Consider the following 19,935-nt stretch of genomic DNA (forward strand, 5'->3'; position numbering starts at 1 on the left):
AGTTTTTATAATTGTTTATTTTTAAACCATAAAGTGTTTTTTTGCTTTATAAAGCACCAATCTCAGCGATCAAATCGAAAAAAGACTATACTCCACATAGTTTTCCTTATTTCCGTTATCGTATTTGATCATGCAACTTTCCGACTTCAGCTTTGACCTTCCAGATGAACTTATTGCTCGCTACCCACTAGATACTCGTAGTGCTTCTCGCCTTTTACATTTAAATGCAAAGGGTGAGCATTCAGATCTTCACTTCACCGATATTCTCGATTTGTTTGAAGATGGTGATTTAATGGTACTGAATGACACTAAAGTCATGAAAGCTCGTTTAAAAGGTAAGCGAGCTACTGGCGGTGCTGTTGAAGTATTGGTTGAACGTATCTTTGATCAAACCATTGCACATTGCCATATTAAAGCCAGTAACTCGCCTAAAGCTGGAGCTGAACTGTTTATTGGTGAAGATGGCGTTAAAGTGACGGTAACAGGTCGTCATGAAAACCTATATATTGTTGAGTTTTCACAACCGATTTTGCAAGTGTTAGACACCTATGGTCAGCTTCCGATTCCACCTTATTTTAATCGTGAGGCGGAAGATATTGATACTGTTCGTTATCAAACCGTATTTAATGATCCAACAAAAATTGCCAGCGTTGCCGCGCCAACAGCAAGTTTACATTTTGATGAAGAATTACTAAATAAACTTGAGCAAAAAGGGATCAATAAAGCCTTTGTGACTTTACATGTTGGTGCAGGTACATTCTTACCTGTTCGTACTTTAGATATTGCAAACCATATTATGCATAGCGAATGGTGTGATGTTCCAGAAGCGACTGCCAAACTCATTCAAGAAACACAAGCACGTGGTAATAAAGTCATTGCTGTCGGTACCACAGCAACTCGAGCATTAGAAAGTGCAGCTCAAGCATGCAGTGGAAAAATTGCAGCTTGGACAGGCGATACACAAATCTTTATTTATCCTGGCTATCAGTTCTCTGTGGTTGATCGCTTGATTACCAACTTCCACTTACCTGAATCTACCTTATTAATGCTAGTTTCAGCATTATCAAACCAAGAAAATATTCTCAAAGCTTATCAACACGCTGTTGAAAGCAAGTATCGCTTCTTTAGTTATGGTGATGCGATGTTGGTAGATAAAGTTATCAATTAAAAGCCTTGAATTTCTTTGCAAGGTATTGATCTATCAGCAATACCTTGCATTTACTAATTAGATTAAAATATCTTATTTGTAAAATAGAACAACTAAAACTTGCAACTGAACTGCGATCTTTCTTATCTTAGTTCATTCAATACAAATTAAATTCAAACAGTAACAATGAATAATTCAGTTGATCAAATTAAAAATACTTTTCTAAATCAGCATATCAACAATCAAAAAACATTAAATAATATTGGTGCGATTAATCAACTTCTAGCAACTCAGTCTGATTATCCGCAATTTATTGAAACGCTTAAACAATGGAAAGATGATCCAAGCCTATCTATACAGAATTATACGTTTTGGCTATTTCTTGTTTTTGGCATTTTATGTCTTATTTTAATGTTTGCAGTTCATCCCTACTTTTTTGTTATTGCTGTTTTAAGTATTGCCTTTGCTTTTTATAAACGTACCTCTAAACGTCCTTTAAATGACTTGATTCAATACACACAGCAAAAAGTCTTAGAACAAAAGTATCAAATTCAATTCAATGCAGAAAACTTTAACCACACTATTCAATCGCCTTATCATTTTCCTCTTTTTAGTTTAGGAAATCATGAAAATATCATTCGTAATGAAGTCTATGGGCAATGGCAAATAGATCAACAGATTTACCCCTACATGCTGTTTAATTATCACTATGTTGATGAAGAAGAAACTGAAGATTCTGAAGGCAAAAAGAAAACTGAATATCGCCATTATGATTTATGGGGAATTATGCTCGAAAATTTTCCAATTTCGGGAATCAGTATTGCAACCAAACAAAAAAGAGCATGTCGTTTAGGCGTAAAATGGTCGAGTGGAGATATTCGTTTTGATGAGCAATATCAACTGAGTGGTGTCAATGAAATGCAATTGGCCAAGTTTTTCACGCCTCAGCACATTCTTACACTTGAGCGTGTACTCGGAAATTTCAAAGGAGATGTCTATGTTCACCCTCAAAGTCCATCAATGTGTTGGTTATTTAAAACAGATATTCTCAAACAGTATTCGGATGTTGAATCTATTCAAACTGTACAAGATTTAGCAGCCAACTTAGAAAATCTGTGTATGCCAAATTATGAGCAACTCAGAGATTCTCTCCTTGAACTTTTAAGAGAAATTCAACCACATTACAGCTCGATCAATAAATAAACTGAAGTTTTTCTATGCTTTGATTTTTTTTGCATTTTAGATTGTCTAATTTTTTTATTCAGAAATCTTTGATCAATACACTTTAAGACATATTTTACAGAAATATTCATAACCTCAGTTTTCTTCTCTGAGGATGAGCACACTGTTTCGCAAGCGAAGACTTTATTCAATATATTGAATGAAGCGGGAATAAATTTACTTTTTAAGTTCATTCATTTACAGCATAATAAATAGACATTTTGCATCAATACTCAAACTTCTTTATTTTTCTGATCAAAGGATGACAAATACGGTTTCGTAAGAAAGGCTTGATGCAAGAAGTCGAATCAACAAAATACCCATACCCCTCATTTAAACCCTTTTAATGATATATTTTGCGTCCATGCCTATAGAAACTGTTGAACGATTACTGCATATCAGAACCAAAAGAAATCAACATGTGATGGCGAATATCACTCGTCTTTGGAAAATAGGTCAACAAGCACAGTCAGCTCAAGATATTTTAGATGGTTTGCATCCATGGCGTGAAAACAAAGATTTATATTTTCACAACATTATTCCACGCTTGCTGTTTATTATTGGAATTGTGATTTGTCTTTCAGGTTGGATTACTCATCACTACCTTCCATACCCTTTAAGCTTCACTGCGGGCTTATTATGTTGCTTTGTCGCCTATTTAATTTATGAAAGTAATGAGCCGATTGATGAAATTATCTCGTTTCTTGAAGAACGCATCATGTTCCTTCGATACGATTTACACTTTAATCAAACACCAAAGCATATCTCAAGCACAAGTAGCACATTATTGGTTATGAGTAAGCTCAAACAAACTTTTCCTTTCTTTTATCAAGGTAATGTTTCAAACGAACTCACTCAATTTGCATCCACCACATGGCACGATGGAGAAATTGAACATCAAGTCATGTTATTTCAATATCACTATGTGGATGAATTCGCCCTTTATGGCATCGACAGTCAAAAACAGAAAATTAAAGAAATTGAGAAAGATTTATGGGGAGCCTTTGTCTTTCAAATGCCTGCTTTGGGCTTTGCGGCAACCAATAAACGTAATGATTTTATTGAACCCTATACACAAACTTGGTCAACCAGTGATATTTTAGTCAATCAAAATTTACATATTTTTGGCTATGATCAACAGCAACTTGCACGAAGCATTAGCCCAAGTATGACGCTCAAATTGAGTGATTTTTTTCAAAATTATTCAGGCGATGTGGTCTATCATTTTCAAGAAAATATGCTCTGCTATTTGGGTGATCAAAACTTATTTAGAGTCTCTCGAAAAAAACAGGACATTCATGATATCTCATTGTTGAGAGGTCATTTACGTACTTTAACCATGCCTGAATATGAAAAATTTAAACAGAGCATGCTAAACTTAATTTCATAACCACATCATAACAACGAAGGAATAATACACATGGGTTTATTGATTTTTATTGCAATTTTCATTGTTGCGATTGTTTGGGCAATTTCAATTCGCAACAACATTGTCCGTTATTTCAACGCCACTAAACGTGCATGGGCAGAAGTTGCTAACTTTGAACGCCAAAAAGTTAAAACCTTAGAAACGCTTGAAACAACACTGAGCCAATACACTCAATTTGAAAAATCAACTTTAGAAAAAGTCACTGAATTACGTCAGCAAATTTTAAATTTGAACACCACCAGTACCGATGTTTCGCAACTTCAATTGATTGAGAAGTTGAACCAAGATCTTATGCGTAGCCTCAATGTTGTGGTTGAAAACTACCCAGAACTTAAAGCCAATACCTTGTATGCAAAAATGATGGATGATATTCAAGAACAAAATGAAAATGTTGGTGCAGCAATTACCATTTTTAATCGCAATGTAGAAGCCTTTAACAATACAATTGAAGTCTTCCCAAACAATATGATCAATACCATTACTTTGGCGAAAAAACCGATCCTTCCTTTTTCAGATGCTGTTGTGGCACAAAATTTTGACTACCGACCGAATTTTTAATTAAAACGTGACAAAAATAACACTTTAAAATCTTATTATTTTGAGTATAATTTATACGAGTATAGTACTTAATTTTCAAAGGAATACCATTTATTTAGGTATTCCTATAATTTTGTAAGAAAGCGCGATTATTAAGAATAATGAAATAAAAACTTAATAATATTGCCATATAGGTTTTTACTTAAGATTTAAAGCACTTATATTTAAAATAATCTTAACAAAAAAGTTAAGGTACAACGAAACATTAAAAGAATAGAAAAGTGAGTCGTCGCATGTTTGACTTAGAACCAAGCCAAATTCCTTTTTTAAAAACGGTATTAATTGATGAGTTTCAAGCGCTCTATTACCGTTTTAAAAAAGATCAGATCTATGCCTTTACTTTGGTCTTGGATGAGTTTTATGCCGTTGATTATGTAACAATTTCGACTGAAAAAAGTTTATTCAATGACATTGAAGATGCAAAACAATACTTAGCTGAAGATGATAAATGGGATATTAAAAAATGGAAATATCGCAGTAACAACATCAACGATGGTTTGAATCTTTTAAAAAATAGCATGCAAGAATATTTTCAAGAGTCGATTCTTTCTAAAGCCTATATCAATAGTTCTTCTGGCATGACAGAACACAATAGCCTCAAAATTTATATTGAAGGAATGCGTCAAGCAAAAGAGTTTTTGACGACCATCTATCGCCTCAAACCAGAACAAGTTTTATTTTTTATCAGTATGCACAATAAGCATGAGGTTGCGATTCAGTCTGCGATTGAACTCAATCCGTCTTCATCTTTACTCTATGAATTTATTGCCAATGTCAAAACGGTTAACATTAAAACTAAGCCATCTGTGGAAAAACTCAGTCAATTAGATAAAGATGTTTTAATTGATTTAGCACAAATTGTAGAAAATATTGAACCGTATGATCCTCTTTTTATTGCGCATCAAGCCTACTTACTTTCCTTAGAATCTTATTTTTTAGAAGTAAACCCATATATTCAAAATTTGATTAGCCATATTTCAGCCATTGATGGTGATCAATTTGCATTGGATAAAGAAGAAATTTTAGACCGTATTAAACAATTTTATAAAGTATAAAAATTGAGATCTAGATGAAGTGCAGAAGCTTCATCTATTTGTGATAAAAACACCTTACCGTTTACAAAACCAATGAACCCACTTTAATTTCATTGGATATCCGCCAATAAAATATCATTAGCAAAGAATCATATACTTATAAGAATATTGTAAATTTTGTAGCTTCCAACCTCAGAATCTAGGAAAATAGTCCCCTTTTGCAACAATCAATCAGCGAACTGTTTTTTCGCCAGATTCGGGTATTCTATGAAGTTTGAAAATTTAGGTCAGTCGGGTCGTGCTCGTCGTGGCCGTTTAACCTTGGAACACGGCGTAATTGAAACGCCTGTGTTCATGCCAGTGGGGACTTACGGCACGGTTAAAGGTATGCTCCCGCGTGATATTGAAGATATCAAAGCACAAATTATTTTAGGTAATACCTTCCATTTATATCTTCGCCCGGGCTTAGATGTGATTCGTGAGCATGGTGGTTTACATGGTTTCATGAAATGGAATAAACCGATTCTGACAGATTCAGGCGGTTTCCAAGTGTTTAGCTTGGGTGCGATGCGTAAAATTAAAGAAGATGGTGTAACTTTTCGTTCTCCAATTGATGGCTCAAAAGTTTTCTTATCGCCTGAAATTTCAATGGATATTCAGCATACGTTGAATTCAGACATCGTAATGATTTTTGATGAATGTACGCCTTATCCTGCAACGCATGAAGAAGCTCAAAAATCGCTTCAACTTTCCCTACGTTGGGCAAAGCGTTGTAAAACACAACATCATGATGTGTTAAAAAATAAGAATGCCCTCTTCGGTATTATTCAAGGCGGTATGTATGAAGACCTTCGTGAAGAATCCTTAAATGGCTTAAAAGAAATTGATTTTGATGGTTTTGCAATTGGTGGTTTATCTGTTGGCGAGCCAAAAGATGAAATGATCAAAGTACTTGATTATCTTCCAGTTAAAATGCCTGCGGATAAACCACGTTATTTGATGGGTGTAGGTAAACCAGAAGATATCGTTGAAGCAATTCGTCGTGGTGTCGATATGTTCGACTGTGTAATGCCAACACGTAATGCACGTAATGGTCATTATTTTGTGACTGATGGTTTAGTGCGTATTCGTAATGCGCAATATCGTCATGACCAACGTCCACTTGATCCACATTGTGACTGCTATACATGTAGTAACTTCAGCCGTGCTTATCTCTTCCATTTAGAAAAATGTGGTGAAATGCTCGGTTCGATGCTCGGAACCATTCATAACTTACGTTATTACCAACGTTTTACACAAGATATTCGTGATGCACTTGATAATGATACTTTTGATGCCTATATCAAAGATTTCTATCAACGTCGTGGCTTAGAAGTTCCACCTTGCCCTGAAGACTAGCCTTCTATTCTCAAGATTCGCACAACAGTATTTGCGCTGAATCCAAAGACAAGGTAAATTGCAGAACAAGTCGATTTAAACATCATATTTTTGACACCAGTTATTTAACTTTAGGAAACTAAAATGAGCTTCTTTATTTCTTCTGCTCACGCTGCTCCAGCGGCTGCACAAGGCCCAAGCATGATAGCAAACATCTTAATGATTGCTGTTTTTGTTGCGATCTTTTACTTTCTCATTTGGCGCCCTCAAGCAAAACGTGCGAAAGAACACCGCTCTTTGGTCGAAAGTCTAGGCGTAGGAAGTGAAGTTGTCTTTGCTGGTGGTTTAATGGGACGTATCACCAAAATTGAAGGTGACTTTGCCGTTGTTGAACTCAGCCGTGGTAACGAAGTTAAAATTCAACGTGCAAGTGTCATTTCAGTATTACCTGAAGGCACACTCAATAACCTTTAATCATAAAATAGTCGTGCTACCTGCACGACTTTTTCATTTTAAGAAGACAGCAAATGCGTTACCCTGCATGGAAATATATACTGATCCTTGTTGTGCTTGTGATCAGTACATTATACGCACTGCCAAGTTTGTATCCTGATGAACCTGCTGTTCAAATTTCGGGTGCCAAGGCTGGTACTGTAATTGATCAGACAGTTATACAAAAAGCAGAGCAAATATTAAAAAGCGAAAATATTACCAGTCATGATAATACTTTCACCAATAATGCCGCACTCCTTCGTTTAAGTGGTTCTGAAGCACAGTTAAAAGCTAAAGATGCACTCAGCCAAGGCCTAGGTGATAATTATACGGTTGCATTAAACCTTGCGCCAACCACACCTGAGTGGTTACAAAAAATTGGTGCTAAACCAATGAAACTTGGTTTGGACTTACGTGGTGGTGTTCACTTCTTACTTGAAGTTGATATGGACAAAGCCATTGCCCAGCGTATGGAAACATCTGCAACGGATTTACGTCGTGAATTCCGTGACAACAAAATTAAATTCAATAGTTTGTCATTGAGTAACAACGCAATTTCGATTCAATTTGCAAATAATGATGACCGTGCTGCTGCAATGGATTTTTTACGTCGTGATGGTAATAAATATACGCAACAAGCGCTTGCAACTGATTCTGGTTCTACGCTTAAGTTAACGTATAACGATGTAACCAAACAAGAAATTCAGTCTTATGCTTTAAACCAAAACTTAACCACTTTACGTAATCGTATTAATGAGTTAGGTGTGGCTGAAGCACTTGTACAAACTCAAGGTAGCAACCGAATTGTGGTTGAACTTCCAGGTGTGCAAGATACTGCTGAAGCAAAACGTGTATTGGGTCGTACTGCAAACTTAGAATTCCGTTTAGTGTCTGATTTAAACGACCAATATATTGACCGCTACACAGGTAAATATAATGGACAACCGACACCTCCGGGCACAGAAGTTTTTGCGTATGAGTCTTTAGACAGCGGTAAAGAATTATTATTGAACCGTAACCGTATTTTAACAGGTGAGCGTGTTCAAAACGCTTCGAGTGGCTTTAGCCAAGACTCTGGTGGTGCTGAAGTCAATATTACTTTGGACACGGCTGGCGGTAAACTTATGGCAGATGCGACTCGTACTGCTGTAGGTAAACGTATGGCAGTATTGTTTATTGAAAATAAACAAAAGATTAGTACAGTAACCGACCCTGTGACGGGTGTTCAAACTGAAGTTCGTACCCCATACTCAGAATCGGTTGTGATTAATGCTGCAACCATTCAAGCAGTACTCGGATCACAATTCCGTATTACAGGTTTAGATTCTCCACAAGAAGCTGCTGAGCTTGCACTGATGTTACGTGCAGGTGCGCTTGCTGCACCCATGTACTTCGTTGAAGAACGCGTTGTCGGTCCAAGCCTTGGTCAAGAAAACATTGAGAAAGGTGTTACTTCGACCATTGTTGGTTTTGCACTTGTAGCGCTTTGGATGGTTGTATTCTTCCGTCTATTCGGTTTAATTGCAGACTTTGCATTGGTGATTAACCTTGCGATGATCCTCACTGTTATGTCATGGATTGGTGCTTCACTCAGCTTACCGGGTATTGCAGGTATTGTTATCACCATTGGTATGGCAGTAGATGCCAACGTACTGATCTGTGAGCGAATACGAGAAGAAATGCGTTGGGGGGCTTCGCCCAAACAAGCCATTATCGCGGGTTATGATCGAGCTTATAACACCATTTTTGACTCGAATTTAACCACATTCTTAGTTGCCTTCATCTTATTTGCGATTGGTACTGGTCCAATCAAAGGTTTTGCCGTCACGCTAATGATTGGTATTGTTTGCTCAATGTTTACGGCAATTACTGTAACACGCGGCATCGTCCAAATTATTTACGGTAAAAAACGTAATTTGAAGAAGTTGAGCATTTAAGGAGATCTATGATGACTGAAGTGACTCAACACAAAGACAAGAAATATAGTCGTCCAGATGATGAACGCATGATTAATTTCATGAAGATTGCCAAACCAGCGGCAATCATGTCCATCATTTTGACTATTGCAAGTATTTTCTTTATTACAACCAAAGGTCTAAATCTAGGTTTAGACTTTACAGGTGGTATTTCTGCGGAGCTTAATTATAGCCAACCCGTAAAAGCCACTGATGTTTCTGAAGCACTGATTAAAGCGGGCTTCCGTGACCCTGTTGTACAAACCATTGGTACTAATCGTGACCTTTTGGTTCGTATGCCTGTGCAGGATGATGTTAAAGTTGATGACTTAAGCAATACCATTACCAAAGCTGTGCAACTTCCAAACAATCAAGCGAATGTACACAAAGTCGATGTTGTTGGTGGTCAAGTGGGTAATGAACTGTATATCCGCTCTGCTGGTGCTGTCGCACTTGCAATGCTGTTAATGCTTGTTTATGTCACCATTCGCTTTGAATTTAAACTGGCAATTGGTGCCGTACTTTCACTCTTACATGACGTAATCGTGACCATCGGTATTTTTGCAATGATGCAATGGCCATTTGACTTAACTGTCCTTGCTGCCATCCTTGCGCTTATTGGCTTCTCACTAAACGATAATATTGTTGTTTCGGATCGTATCCGTGAAAACTTCCGTAAAATTCGTGGTGCAGAGCCATTAGAGATTGTGAATATTGCCTTAACTGAAACCTTAAAGCGTACCATCCATACATCAATGACCTTATTGCTCGTAGTCGTAGCAATGATGGTTTTAGGTGGAGATGGCTTGCATTGGTTCTCTGTCGCAATGTTTGTCGGTGTATTTGTGGGTACATACTCATCCATCTACATTGGTACTGCATTCGCATTATGGCGTGGTCTGAACCGTAATGACTTTATTGTTCAAGTTAAGCCAGAGTTTGAAGACGAAGAAGAACATATTCCACATTAAGAAAAATTTCTATATAAAAAGCTCATCTTCGGATGAGCTTTTTTATTTTGTGGTTTATTAATGCTGAATAATTTCAATCTGAGGAAAAGCAAAACCTTTACATGAATATTCTGATTGCCACGCCACCGCCAGCATACTGTGACTTAACTGGTAATTTTGATAAGCAAATACACCAATGAGCGGATGCTGGCAAATGCCACCATGATCAGTTGCATGTGCTTGCGTATCCAACTCATTCAAACTCATTCGTATACCTAAACCAGATGCCTTCAGTACCGCTTCTTTTGTCGTCCAGACTTTAAACCAATAGATTGGATCAAACTCTAACGATTCCCAAGTCTGATATTCATTGGGATGAAACGCATGTTTTGCCAATGCTTCAAAACGAACTTTGCGATCTAGGTCTTCAATATCCACACCAATATTCCTAACAGAATTACTGGTTGCTAAAGCATAGTAATTTTGACTGTGGGAATGATTGAATGAAAAATGAGGATGCGATTGGAGATGATGTGGAAGTAAATAAGGCTTACCGAATTCAGTTTTAACAAAATCATCATTTAAAATAATTTTATTTAGGCACTTGGAGATAAACTGATTACGTTGTTGATAAATTTTATTTTTTTTATACGCATTAAAAGTGGGCAAATCTTGAAAATTATTTTTATCTAAAACAACAAACTGAGCCAATGGCTGAACATGTATTTGAATCGTTCTGTGTTTCATTGGCCCAATTTATCTCACTCAAAATTTAGAATTTTACAATATCACCTTTTAATGCAACAGCAGCAACAGCTGTACCTTTAGCACACTCATACGTTGTTGAATTTTTACTTTCATTCGATTTATAGAAACTGACGATATTGGTAACAGCATTTGCACCTTTTGCTTTTGCTGTATTTTGAAATTGAATGAGTGCTGAACGAAGTACGTGGTCACATGCAGTTTCTGCTTTTTTAGCGAAACCATTGGTTTTTTTATTGGTCACTAAGCCTTTTTGCACAACTTGACCACCAGATTTTGTTCCATCAAGATAAAACTTCACTGAACCATCTAAAAAACCATCTGCAACAGCACGATCAACAGCTTCATTAAAATTAAAATTATGTATTTGATCTGCCGCTTGAGCTGATACTACCCCACCAAAACACAATATTGCTGTGATACATAGTTTTTTAATCAACATTTTTATGCTCTCTACTCTTATTAGATTCGTTTAAAAATAATGGAGGTATTAATACCACCGAATGCAAAATTATTGGTCATCAATATTTGAGCATTTATCGTTCTTTCTTGCCCAACAATATAATCTAAATCACCACATTGTGGATCAATTTTATCTAAATTTAGTGTTGGAATAAAACAATTTCGATGCATCATTTCAATACTGAGCCAAGCCTCTATTGCTCCACAAGCACCTAAAGTATGCCCAAAATAACTTTTTAAAGAGCTGATCGGTTTTTTACCTAAAATTCGTGCTGTGGCTTGGCTTTCAGCAATATCACCTTGATCGGTTGATGTACCATGTGCATTCACATAATCAATTTGTTCCGCAGCAATATTTGCATCTTTAAGTGCCAATTGCATACAGCGCCCCATCATTTCTGAGTCTGGACGTGTGACGTGCTGACCATCTGTATTGGTACCATAGCCTAGAACTTCTGCATAAATTTTAGCACCACGTGCTTTGGCATGTTCATATTCTTCTAATATTAAGCAACCTGCACCTTCACCAACAACTAAACCATCCCGATCAGCATCAAAGGGACGTGGCGTTTTCTCAGGTTGCTCATTCATTCCACTTGTTGCAAGTAATACGTCAAAAACAGCCGTACCTGCTGCACTGAGCTCTTCTGCACCACCTGCTAGCATAATGGTTTGTTTACCATACTTTATCGCTTCAAATGCTTGCCCTATGGCCATAGAACCTGAAGTACATGCACTCGATGTTGGCAAAGTTTGACCTTTCAGACCAAAATATACAGTCATGTTTACTGCACTGGTATGCGACATCATTCGAATATAAGTGGTCGCATTCATCTTACCCATATTATGATCTAAGAGCATGCTTCCAAATTCTGCTACTGCATCAACACTACCCGCTGAAGAACCAAATGCAACACCAACCTCACCACTTTGTAAAATGGGATCATTTAATAGCCCTGCATCGTCCAATGCTTTTTCTGCACTAATGACGGACATCAGCGCAACACGCCCCATACCTCGGGTCACTTTACGACTAAAGTGCTTTGGAATATCAAAATGCTCGACTGGTCCTGCAATTTTACAACGCAAATCATTGTAAACTTCCCAATTCGACATATAACGAATGCCACTTTTTCCTTGCGAAAACTGTTCAAAGATAGCATCGGCTGTTTCACCTAAAGAAGTTATTCCCGCCATTCCTGTGACTACAACGCGTTTCATTAAATCAAACCCCCATTCACAGAAATGACTTGACGGGTAATATAGCTTGCCTCATCACCACATAAAAATTTCACTACACTGGCAACTTCATCGACTTGCCCCATACGTTGTAGTGGAATCATTTTAAGTGCATGTTCTTGCACTTCTTCCGACACCATTTCAGTTTCAATCAACCCAGGTGCAACACAATTGACTGTAATTTTACGTTTAGCCAACTCTAGAGCCAGTGCTTTGCTTGCTCCAATTAAGCCTGCTTTTGCAGCACTATAATTCACTTGCCCACGATTGCCCATAATGCCTGAAACAGAAGAGAGTGTGACAATACGCCCCCCTTGTTTAAGACGAATCATCGGCATGACCAACGGTTTTAAAACATTATAAAAACCATCTAAAGATGTGCTTATCACTTCATCCCAATCATTGTCTGTTAAAGCAGGAAATGCAGCATCATGAGTTAGCCCTGCATTTAAAACCACGCCATAAAATGCGCCATGCACTGCAATATCACTTTCCAATAATTGCTGAGTTTTAGCTCTATCCGTAACATCAAATAAAATAAAATGACTATTCCGTCCTAAAGCCTGAATTTGCTCTACAACCTGAGCAGCTTCTTGTTCTCTTGAACGTGCATGTACCGTCACATCAAAACCTGCCTGTGCTAAATGTAAAGCAATGGCTTTACCAATTCCTCGGCTTGAACCTGTTACTAATATTCTTCTCGTCACACGATTTACCCTAATGTCTAAACTGATCTTATTGTTCGGTTGGTTCGTACACATTCAACATGGCTGAAATGGTATGATTTTCATATTGAATTTCACAGGCAAATTGCCCCAAACCTTCATGTAAATATTGTTGTTCTGCTTTTATACGAAGTGTTTTACCTAACTCAAAATATTCAAAGGGCAAATGTAATTTACGTGTCCCCAATAAAAATCCTATTTTAGGTGGCTGTTTATTCTTTTTGCCTTGTAGCCCCGCATACGCACTGATGGTTTGTGCCATAAGCTCAATACTTGCCCATGTGGGTAAACCTTGAGAATCACAAAACATTAAATCTGAATGAATCAATAACTCAGCAACAGCAAAGTTATCCCCTATTTCTAAAATATGGTCAATGAAAACCATCGGTTTTTCATGTGGAATAAAATCAAGTGCATTCATTTGGATTGCTTGTGTCATTTAAGATGTGTTCCAAAAATCAAACTAATATTACTCCCACCAAATGCAAACGAATTTGACATCACATATTTTACAGGTTGTTTTAATACAGCATCTTCCACATAATTTTGATCATCTAATGCTGCATCAATATGCCCTTGATGATGTAAAGGCAACCATGCTTGATCATGTAAAACCTGTGTACAAATAAAAGCTTCTATTGCACCTGCAGCACCTAAGCAATGACCTGTTTTATGTTTGGTACTGCTTAATGGAACAAGATGCTCTTTAAAAACATGACGTACAGCTTTAATTTCCATCGCATCATTTTGTGGTGTTGCTGTACCATGCAGATTTAAATAGCCGATCTCTTGAGCCTCTAAATCTGCCCTATCCAATGCAGATTGCATAGCTTGCGCAGCGCCAAGACCTTCAGGATGTGGCGCGGAAATATGCCATGCATCCATAGATTCACCTGCGGACAAAAGCATGACTGGAGCAATCTCTTTCGACAATAAAAAAAGACTGGCTGCTTCACCGATATTGATACCATCTCGATGCTGACCACAAGGCTGACAAATAGTATGAGATAGGCTTTCTAAGCTATTAAAACCATTTAAAGTCAGCTTACACAATGTATCAACACCACCGACTAAAACAACATCAGCAAGATCTGCATTAAGCAAACGCTGTCCTGCTGCAAATGCTTTGGCACTCGATGAGCATGCTGTAGAAATGGTATAAGCCAATCCTTCCCAAGCTAAATATTGTTGTACTGCTTTCGCCAAGCTGCCCATTTCTTGTTTTTTTTGATCTATTTCAATTGATGTATCACCTTTAAAATAGGCTTTGAGTAAAGGTTCATTGTCCGCAATGCCTGATGTCGATGTCCCCAAAACAATGGCTAATCGCTTTTTATCAAATTTTGCAATATAAGTCTGAATATCTTGTTCGATCATCTGTAATGCTGTAATCGCAAAACGTAAATTACGAGAATCAAATGCCTTCAAATGTGCTGGAATATCTTCTATTAAAGCCTGATTATATAATCCAACCCATTGTTTTTGTTCTGGGATAAAATCACTTTTTAACGTCAGCGTATTCTCGGGTTGACTGAGAGATTGTCGCAATTCTACAGTCGTTTTTCCTAAGGCTGATAATCCAACTGAACATTGAATGCCTACAGCAGGATTTAATCTATCAATTGCTTCATCCAATTTTGTCATCATGATTTGACCTTAATCATTACTTTCTAAAGTATTAGCAACTTGGCTAAAGACCATTTGATAAGGAACTTGCAGATTATCTAACTCTATACGATCAGCAAGATATCGAATGTTCAATACTTTCTGCTGCTGAATTAAAATTTGCTGATTATCAGTAGTCTGGTCTTTTAGAGAAGTAACATCCTTATGTTTTAAATCAATAAAATTTGGATAAGTTGCAAATAAAATATCACGCACCACAAAATCAAAAGGTAATAACTTCATTTGTTCAATACGCTGTTCAACTTTGACATTTTGCCCATCAAATTTGATTTCAAACAACTGTTGCCCTGTCAGAGTTAAAGCTAAAAGCTGTAATTCTTTACCTTGCTGTTGCTGATAAAGTAAAAAACTAAAACTATGCTTTTTCCACAAAACATCAACCTGATCCTGCCTTTGGTAAAACTGAGCCTGCCATTGCTGTGAAGCCAAACCTTGTGCCTTCGGTATGAAGGATTGACAAGCGCTGAGATTCAATCCAATCACACCACTCAGTAACATACTGCTAAAAACTTTAACCCAATTCACTTGCATCACTCAGCCTCAATTGCTTTTTCTTGAGGGAGTTCTTCTCTGCAATATTCAGCCAAAGTACTTAAACGCTGTTTGGCATTTTTATGAATAGGATTGGTTTGATCCCATGCATAACCCGCTAATAATGAAGCAATCATTCTGCGGATTTTATCATTTTGATGCTGAGAAAAAACCACATCTTGAAACTCGCCTTCATACCAAGATTCTACATAAGCTCGAAACACTTGGATGCCTTTACGCAATGGTTTTTCATACTCATCCATCCAATTGACGGATTGACCTTGCAATACTTTGTCTACCAAAGGCACAACGAGACTTGATGATTTTAAAGCAATTGTAACTCCCGATGAAAATACAGGATCTAAAAACTCACCTGCATTCCCCAATAAAGCATAATTACGATCTGCAAGAGATTTAACATTGGCAGAATACCCAACCAAGGTGCGTACAGGCGTATCAAACTTCATATTTCGGAGTACATGCGACAAACTGGGTTCATCTGCTAGAATCTTTTCAAATGTTGCTTGTAATGTTTCTGGACTAGAATCATCAAATTGATAATGATCAAAGAAATCTTGCTCTGCCACAACACCAAATGAACAACGACCATCTGCAAAAGGAATGAGCCAATACCAAGCACGATGATCTTTCTCATGTACGGTAATTAGAATTTTTTCACGATCAAATTCAGGGTCATCTAAAATACCATCTTCAATATGAGTGAAAATAGCACGGCGCACAGGAAAATTGGATGGGCTTTCCAAGTCTAAAAACTTAGGCAGTATTCGCCCAAAACCACTTGCATCAAGTAGAAATTTAGCCTGAATTTGGTATTGTTGTCCCTGCTCATCTTTAACCGTTAGAATTGGTTGTTCTGATTCCACATCCACCGCAATCACTTCATGCCCAAAGCGTAAATCAGCACCCTTTTTTTCAGCCTCAATCGCCAACAAATGGTCAAAATGAGCTCGACGAACTTGCCACGTTGTTCCAGGTCCATCTGTAAACTTTTCTGTAAAGTCATAAAAACTACGCTGTTGCCCTCTTAAAAAGGCAGCACCATTCTTAAATTGAAATGCATATTCATCCACATGATCACGAACGGTATCGAGTAATCCCGCTTCTTCTAAAAAAACCATCGATTGGGGTAATAAAGATTCACCAATTGAAAAACGTGGAAAATACTGTTTTTCAATGATTGTTACCTGATAGCCCTTTTGTCTTAACAAGGCTGCTGCTGAACTTCCAGATGGTCCAGCACCAATAATTAACACATCGGTTTGTTGTAATGAACTCATTTTCACCCCAAATTTCAGCTCTTTGGCTGATTATTTAAATTTTCATTTTGTAAAATAACACGATGTTGCCGATCTGCTTGAGTGAACACGGTTGCATAGATGAATGAAAAAATCACACCAAGCAAAACAGTTAAACCAAAACAATGAATGGCATAAGTGTGGCTAAACGATAATAAGCCAAACCCAAACAGTGTCGACATCATACATAAGAATAAAGCCATACCCACCACTTGTGGATGATCATGTCCATGCCGATAAAAAATGGCATAGTCTACGCCAATTCCAATAATCAGGAATGTCCCCATAATGCTGAATAGATTAATTTCTACCCCGAACCATGCTTGTACAGCAAAGGTACTGAGCAATGCCAAACTCACAGGAACAATTAAAGGTAAAATAGATTTCAACCCATAAATTAATCCTAAACCTACAGCCAAAGCAATCAATGCATAGACAAGCAGATATTGCGCCTGAATTCGATGCTGTTGGAATAAGTCCGATAAGTTTTTTACAGGTTGCAGTAACTTAATTTGTTCAGACTGCATTTGTTTGACTACTTGCTCATTTTTAATGCCTTGTAATAACACCAAACGCTCAGTCGGACTAGGTTGTAAAAATGCCAATGGATGTTGTTGAAACATATCTAAACTGAGTAATGGTTGATTTGAAAGTTGTTTCTGCCAAGCCAAAATATCCTGAATATTCAATTGCATCGCCTGAGCGTAGGTTTTTAAATCAACACTTGGAATGTGTTGTAACAGCTCAATATTCTGCTTTTGCTGTTGTAAAGAAGGAATGGATTGACCAATGGCCTGAAAACCATCAATCGAACCTGTTTCTTTTAATTGGCTTAATTTCTGAATCAACTGTTGTTCCAAGTGTTCAAGTTCAACACTACTTTTAGCTTGAATGACGAAATAATCACTGCCTTGTTGTTGCCCAAAGCGCTGGCGGACGTATTGATCTTCTTGTTTTAAAGTTTGATCCATACTTTGTAAATTACGAATATCATCATTAGGATCAATAAAAAGTAAACTCGCGACACTGCCAATAAAGATTAAAACAATCATTGAGTAACGTAGTTTATCTTGTGCTAAAACGTAACTGCGAATATTGCCTATAAATTTTAAAGTTTGAATTGCAGGTTCAGCATTTAATGCTTTTAAACGTGGCAATAATAAAATACTGGTGATCCATGCTGTTGTTAAACCAACAATTGAAAATACAGCAATCTGCCTAAACCCGGGAAAAGGCGTAAAACTTAAAAAAACATAAGCCACCAATGTTGTCATGAGACCCATAAATAAACTGGGTAATATGGGCTTTAAAATCGTAAAACCATCTAATTTACGGTGTTGAGATTGTAATGCCATAAAATAGAAAGAAAAATCAACACATACACCGACTAAACTTGCACCAAAAACCAAAGTCATTAGATGAATTTCAGAAAACATCCAATGCGTCACAACAAAAGCCACTAAGGTTCCACTACTGACTGCAATAAATTCTGTCAGCATCGGACGCAAAGAGCGAAAACCAAACCAAACCAAGAACAACACACCAAGGCTTGAACCTAAACCAATGGTTGAAATTTCTTTTTCAGCAGAGTTCGTCCCAAAACTTGAAAATAATAAAGTTCCTGTCCAATGCGGTTTTACGCCCATTTGCTTGAGTTGCTGTGTAGTTTGCTCCATCCATTCTGTCGTATCTTTCTGATAATTAATATTATAAGGGCTTTGAGTAAGCTCTAATATAAACATTCTAGAAATCGCATGTTCATCATGAATAGTTGCAAAACCTTGTTCCATCTCAATGGATGGATTGTTTTGTTGACTAGATAAACCCATAGCAAAACGAGGAAATAATAACAGTGGATCTTGCTTTAATAACTCCGCAGTAATGGGCATACCTGGGCTCATAATCTGCAATAAACTCTGCTCAGTTAACCCTGTATATTCCTGTTTAGACAGTAATTGGTGATCTTCTTTCGTCAGTAAACCTGCTCGATGCTGATACAATGTTTGAGCAAATTTTTCCGTATCTAATTGTGGCTTGAGAGGTTGCCACAAGTCACTATTTTTGATCTGTGTCTGCAATAAAGCTGTCGCTTTTGCTAAGGTTTGCTCATTCGGTGCATCAATGACCACGAAGACTTTATTATTCAGCTGCTGATTGATGTATTGCTGTGCCTGCTCCAATGCAGGGTCTTGATTTTCTTTAGGCAGTAAGGCAAAAATATTGGTCTGTATATGAATGTCTTTTTTTGCCCAAGACCATGCCAAACTTAAACCAATAGCCAATAAAAAAATTAACCAAATTGCAGAGAATTTATTTTGCCAATTGGAAAAGTGCATATTCTGCAGCCGTTAAAGTTTGAGGTTGTGTACTGTGTTGGCTAAAAAGAATCGTCGTCGAATTGTTGGCTTTTTCAGTGATAATAATCCGATCTACAAATTTCTGTCCTTGAGCATCAACTTGTACAAACAATTTTTTAAATAAATTACTTTTCGGTGTTAAAGAAACATTCCACTGCGTTGGACTATATTGCGCAGAAACAATATTAAAATTCTTAGCCAATGCCGCTTCATTACCAGACATCAGTTGTAAAAACATTGTTGCAACAGAACCATACGGAGATTTATCAATCTCAATTTGGCTCAAAGTCCGTTGTGTTTTTTGAACTAACTTTTGTGGTGTCACAATTAAACTGGCTTGCACTGGAGATTGAATCTGCCATACCACACCCTGTTGTTTAGAAAATAAAACTGTTCCCTTTGAAACAAAGGTTTTATTCAAAGACGCAAGTTTCTTTTGTTGTTGAAATTGAGCACGTACTGTAGGCGTGACAGATAATTGTTTAAATATCTGTTCAACTTGAATATTTTGAGCATAAGCTTGATTAGAAAAGCAAAAGCTTAAGAAAAACACCAAAATTAAAAGAACAGCAATATGGCGTTGCTTTTTGAGATGGTGATAATTCACTTCAAAATTAGCATAGAGGCTATCATTTTTTTGCATTTTTATACT

The 19,935-nt window shown here is 37.1% G+C and carries 19 protein-coding genes; 9 read left to right on the forward strand and 10 right to left on the reverse strand.

Annotated elements, in window-relative coordinates:
- The first annotated feature begins 130 nt into the window (after window positions 1–130).
- The 9 genes from queA to secF all read left to right on the forward strand — a co-directional run bounded on the left by queA (window position 131) and on the right by secF (window position 10,223).
- Window positions 131–1,168 (forward strand): tRNA preQ1(34) S-adenosylmethionine ribosyltransferase-isomerase QueA, encoded by a 1,038-nt coding sequence (queA, locus tag B9T35_RS00465; protein WP_086189176.1) that lies wholly within the window; start codon window positions 131–133, stop codon window positions 1,166–1,168.
- Between the two features lie 165 nt (window positions 1,169–1,333).
- The gene (locus B9T35_RS00470) at window positions 1,334–2,350 is read left to right on the forward strand and encodes a UbiA prenyltransferase family protein (protein WP_086189177.1); all 1,017 of its coding nucleotides are present in this window, start codon (window positions 1,334–1,336) and stop codon (window positions 2,348–2,350) included.
- A 382-nt stretch (window positions 2,351–2,732) separates the two neighbouring features.
- Window positions 2,733–3,758 carry a hypothetical protein gene (locus tag B9T35_RS00480; protein WP_086189179.1) on the forward strand — a complete coding sequence of 342 codons (1,026 nt, stop codon included), beginning with the start codon at window positions 2,733–2,735 and terminating at the stop codon, window positions 3,756–3,758.
- A 30-nt stretch (window positions 3,759–3,788) separates the two neighbouring features.
- A complete protein-coding gene (locus B9T35_RS00485) occupies window positions 3,789–4,355 on the forward strand; it encodes a LemA family protein (RefSeq protein WP_086189180.1) in 567 nt (188 codons plus the stop codon).
- Between the two features lie 272 nt (window positions 4,356–4,627).
- Window positions 4,628–5,449 (forward strand): DUF4303 domain-containing protein, encoded by an 822-nt coding sequence (locus B9T35_RS00490; protein WP_086189181.1) that lies wholly within the window; start codon window positions 4,628–4,630, stop codon window positions 5,447–5,449.
- A 246-nt stretch (window positions 5,450–5,695) separates the two neighbouring features.
- On the forward strand, window positions 5,696–6,826 hold the full coding sequence (gene tgt / locus B9T35_RS00495; RefSeq protein ID WP_086189182.1) for a tRNA guanosine(34) transglycosylase Tgt: 1,131 nt from the start codon (window positions 5,696–5,698) through the stop codon (window positions 6,824–6,826).
- Window positions 6,827–6,949: 123 nt separating this feature from the next.
- Window positions 6,950–7,279 carry a preprotein translocase subunit YajC gene (gene yajC, locus B9T35_RS00500; RefSeq protein WP_086189183.1) on the forward strand — a complete coding sequence of 110 codons (330 nt, stop codon included), beginning with the start codon at window positions 6,950–6,952 and terminating at the stop codon, window positions 7,277–7,279.
- Between the two features lie 53 nt (window positions 7,280–7,332).
- Window positions 7,333–9,234, forward strand: coding sequence for a protein translocase subunit SecD (gene secD / locus B9T35_RS00505; protein WP_086189184.1), 1,902 nt, complete (start codon window positions 7,333–7,335; stop codon window positions 9,232–9,234).
- Between the two features lie 8 nt (window positions 9,235–9,242).
- Window positions 9,243–10,223, forward strand: coding sequence for a protein translocase subunit SecF (secF, locus tag B9T35_RS00510; RefSeq protein ID WP_171264187.1), 981 nt, complete (start codon window positions 9,243–9,245; stop codon window positions 10,221–10,223).
- Between the two features lie 57 nt (window positions 10,224–10,280).
- Here secF and B9T35_RS00515 read toward each other — a convergent pair whose 3' ends face one another.
- Genes B9T35_RS00515 through B9T35_RS00560 form a run of 10 tightly spaced genes read right to left on the reverse strand, consistent with a single transcriptional unit; the run spans window position 10,281 to window position 19,926 of the window.
- Complete coding sequence (locus tag B9T35_RS00515; protein ID WP_086189186.1) at window positions 10,281–10,949, reverse strand: 4'-phosphopantetheinyl transferase family protein; 669 nt, start codon at window positions 10,947–10,949, stop codon at window positions 10,281–10,283.
- Between the two features lie 25 nt (window positions 10,950–10,974).
- Window positions 10,975–11,409, reverse strand: a complete 435-nt coding sequence (locus B9T35_RS00520) for an excinuclease (protein WP_086189187.1) — start codon at window positions 11,407–11,409, stop codon at window positions 10,975–10,977.
- A gap of 20 nt (window positions 11,410–11,429) precedes the next feature.
- Window positions 11,430–12,650: a beta-ketoacyl-ACP synthase gene (locus B9T35_RS00525; protein WP_086189188.1), complete on the reverse strand. Its 1,221-nt coding sequence runs from the start codon at window positions 12,648–12,650 to the stop codon at window positions 11,430–11,432.
- Window positions 12,650–13,375, reverse strand: coding sequence for a 3-ketoacyl-ACP reductase FabG2 (locus tag B9T35_RS00530; RefSeq protein WP_086189189.1), 726 nt, complete (start codon window positions 13,373–13,375; stop codon window positions 12,650–12,652). Before B9T35_RS00530 ends, B9T35_RS00525 begins: the two co-directional genes overlap by 1 nt.
- Before the next feature lie 28 nt (window positions 13,376–13,403).
- A complete protein-coding gene (locus tag B9T35_RS00535; protein WP_416202410.1) occupies window positions 13,404–13,832 on the reverse strand; it encodes a 3-hydroxylacyl-ACP dehydratase in 429 nt (142 codons plus the stop codon).
- Complete coding sequence (locus B9T35_RS00540) at window positions 13,829–15,037, reverse strand: beta-ketoacyl-[acyl-carrier-protein] synthase family protein (protein ID WP_086189522.1); 1,209 nt, start codon at window positions 15,035–15,037, stop codon at window positions 13,829–13,831. The genes B9T35_RS00535 and B9T35_RS00540 overlap by 4 nt, the downstream gene beginning before the upstream one ends.
- A 12-nt stretch (window positions 15,038–15,049) precedes the next feature.
- On the reverse strand, window positions 15,050–15,610 hold the full coding sequence (locus B9T35_RS00545) for a DUF3261 domain-containing protein (RefSeq protein WP_086189190.1): 561 nt from the start codon (window positions 15,608–15,610) through the stop codon (window positions 15,050–15,052).
- Window positions 15,610–16,908 (reverse strand): NAD(P)/FAD-dependent oxidoreductase, encoded by a 1,299-nt coding sequence (locus B9T35_RS00550; protein WP_086189191.1) that lies wholly within the window; start codon window positions 16,906–16,908, stop codon window positions 15,610–15,612. Before B9T35_RS00550 ends, B9T35_RS00545 begins: the two co-directional genes overlap by 1 nt.
- Window positions 16,909–16,922: 14 nt before the next feature.
- Window positions 16,923–19,262, reverse strand: a complete 2,340-nt coding sequence (locus B9T35_RS00555) for an MMPL family transporter (RefSeq protein ID WP_086189192.1) — start codon at window positions 19,260–19,262, stop codon at window positions 16,923–16,925.
- Window positions 19,237–19,926, reverse strand: coding sequence for a LolA family protein (locus tag B9T35_RS00560; RefSeq protein WP_086189193.1), 690 nt, complete (start codon window positions 19,924–19,926; stop codon window positions 19,237–19,239). Before B9T35_RS00560 ends, B9T35_RS00555 begins: the two co-directional genes overlap by 26 nt.
- Window positions 19,927–19,935 lie beyond the last annotated feature (9 nt).

This window comes from Acinetobacter sp. ANC 3832 (assembly GCF_002135415.1).
Classification (GTDB): Bacteria; Pseudomonadota; Gammaproteobacteria; order Pseudomonadales; family Moraxellaceae; genus Acinetobacter.

Coding starts and splice junctions, on each gene's coding strand:
- queA (WP_086189176.1), top strand. CDS start 131: ATGCAACTTTCCGACTTCAGCTTTGACCTTCCAGATGAACTTATTGCT.
- secF (WP_171264187.1), top strand. CDS start 9,243: ATGATGACTGAAGTGACTCAACACAAAGACAAGAAATATAGTCGTCCA.
- B9T35_RS00470 (WP_086189177.1), top strand. CDS start 1,334: ATGAATAATTCAGTTGATCAAATTAAAAATACTTTTCTAAATCAGCAT.
- B9T35_RS00535 (WP_416202410.1), bottom strand. CDS start 13,832: ATGACACAAGCAATCCAAATGAATGCACTTGATTTTATTCCACATGAA.
- B9T35_RS00540 (WP_086189522.1), bottom strand. CDS start 15,037: ATGACAAAATTGGATGAAGCAATTGATAGATTAAATCCTGCTGTAGGC.
- B9T35_RS00480 (WP_086189179.1), top strand. CDS start 2,733: ATGCCTATAGAAACTGTTGAACGATTACTGCATATCAGAACCAAAAGA.
- B9T35_RS00515 (WP_086189186.1), bottom strand. CDS start 10,949: ATGAAACACAGAACGATTCAAATACATGTTCAGCCATTGGCTCAGTTT.
- B9T35_RS00525 (WP_086189188.1), bottom strand. CDS start 12,650: ATGAAACGCGTTGTAGTCACAGGAATGGCGGGAATAACTTCTTTAGGT.
- B9T35_RS00520 (WP_086189187.1), bottom strand. CDS start 11,409: ATGTTGATTAAAAAACTATGTATCACAGCAATATTGTGTTTTGGTGGG.
- B9T35_RS00555 (WP_086189192.1), bottom strand. CDS start 19,262: ATGCACTTTTCCAATTGGCAAAATAAATTCTCTGCAATTTGGTTAATT.
- B9T35_RS00485 (WP_086189180.1), top strand. CDS start 3,789: ATGGGTTTATTGATTTTTATTGCAATTTTCATTGTTGCGATTGTTTGG.
- B9T35_RS00490 (WP_086189181.1), top strand. CDS start 4,628: ATGTTTGACTTAGAACCAAGCCAAATTCCTTTTTTAAAAACGGTATTA.
- secD (WP_086189184.1), top strand. CDS start 7,333: ATGCGTTACCCTGCATGGAAATATATACTGATCCTTGTTGTGCTTGTG.
- tgt (WP_086189182.1), top strand. CDS start 5,696: ATGAAGTTTGAAAATTTAGGTCAGTCGGGTCGTGCTCGTCGTGGCCGT.
- B9T35_RS00560 (WP_086189193.1), bottom strand. CDS start 19,926: ATGCAAAAAAATGATAGCCTCTATGCTAATTTTGAAGTGAATTATCAC.
- B9T35_RS00550 (WP_086189191.1), bottom strand. CDS start 16,908: ATGAGTTCATTACAACAAACCGATGTGTTAATTATTGGTGCTGGACCA.
- B9T35_RS00545 (WP_086189190.1), bottom strand. CDS start 15,610: ATGCAAGTGAATTGGGTTAAAGTTTTTAGCAGTATGTTACTGAGTGGT.
- yajC (WP_086189183.1), top strand. CDS start 6,950: ATGAGCTTCTTTATTTCTTCTGCTCACGCTGCTCCAGCGGCTGCACAA.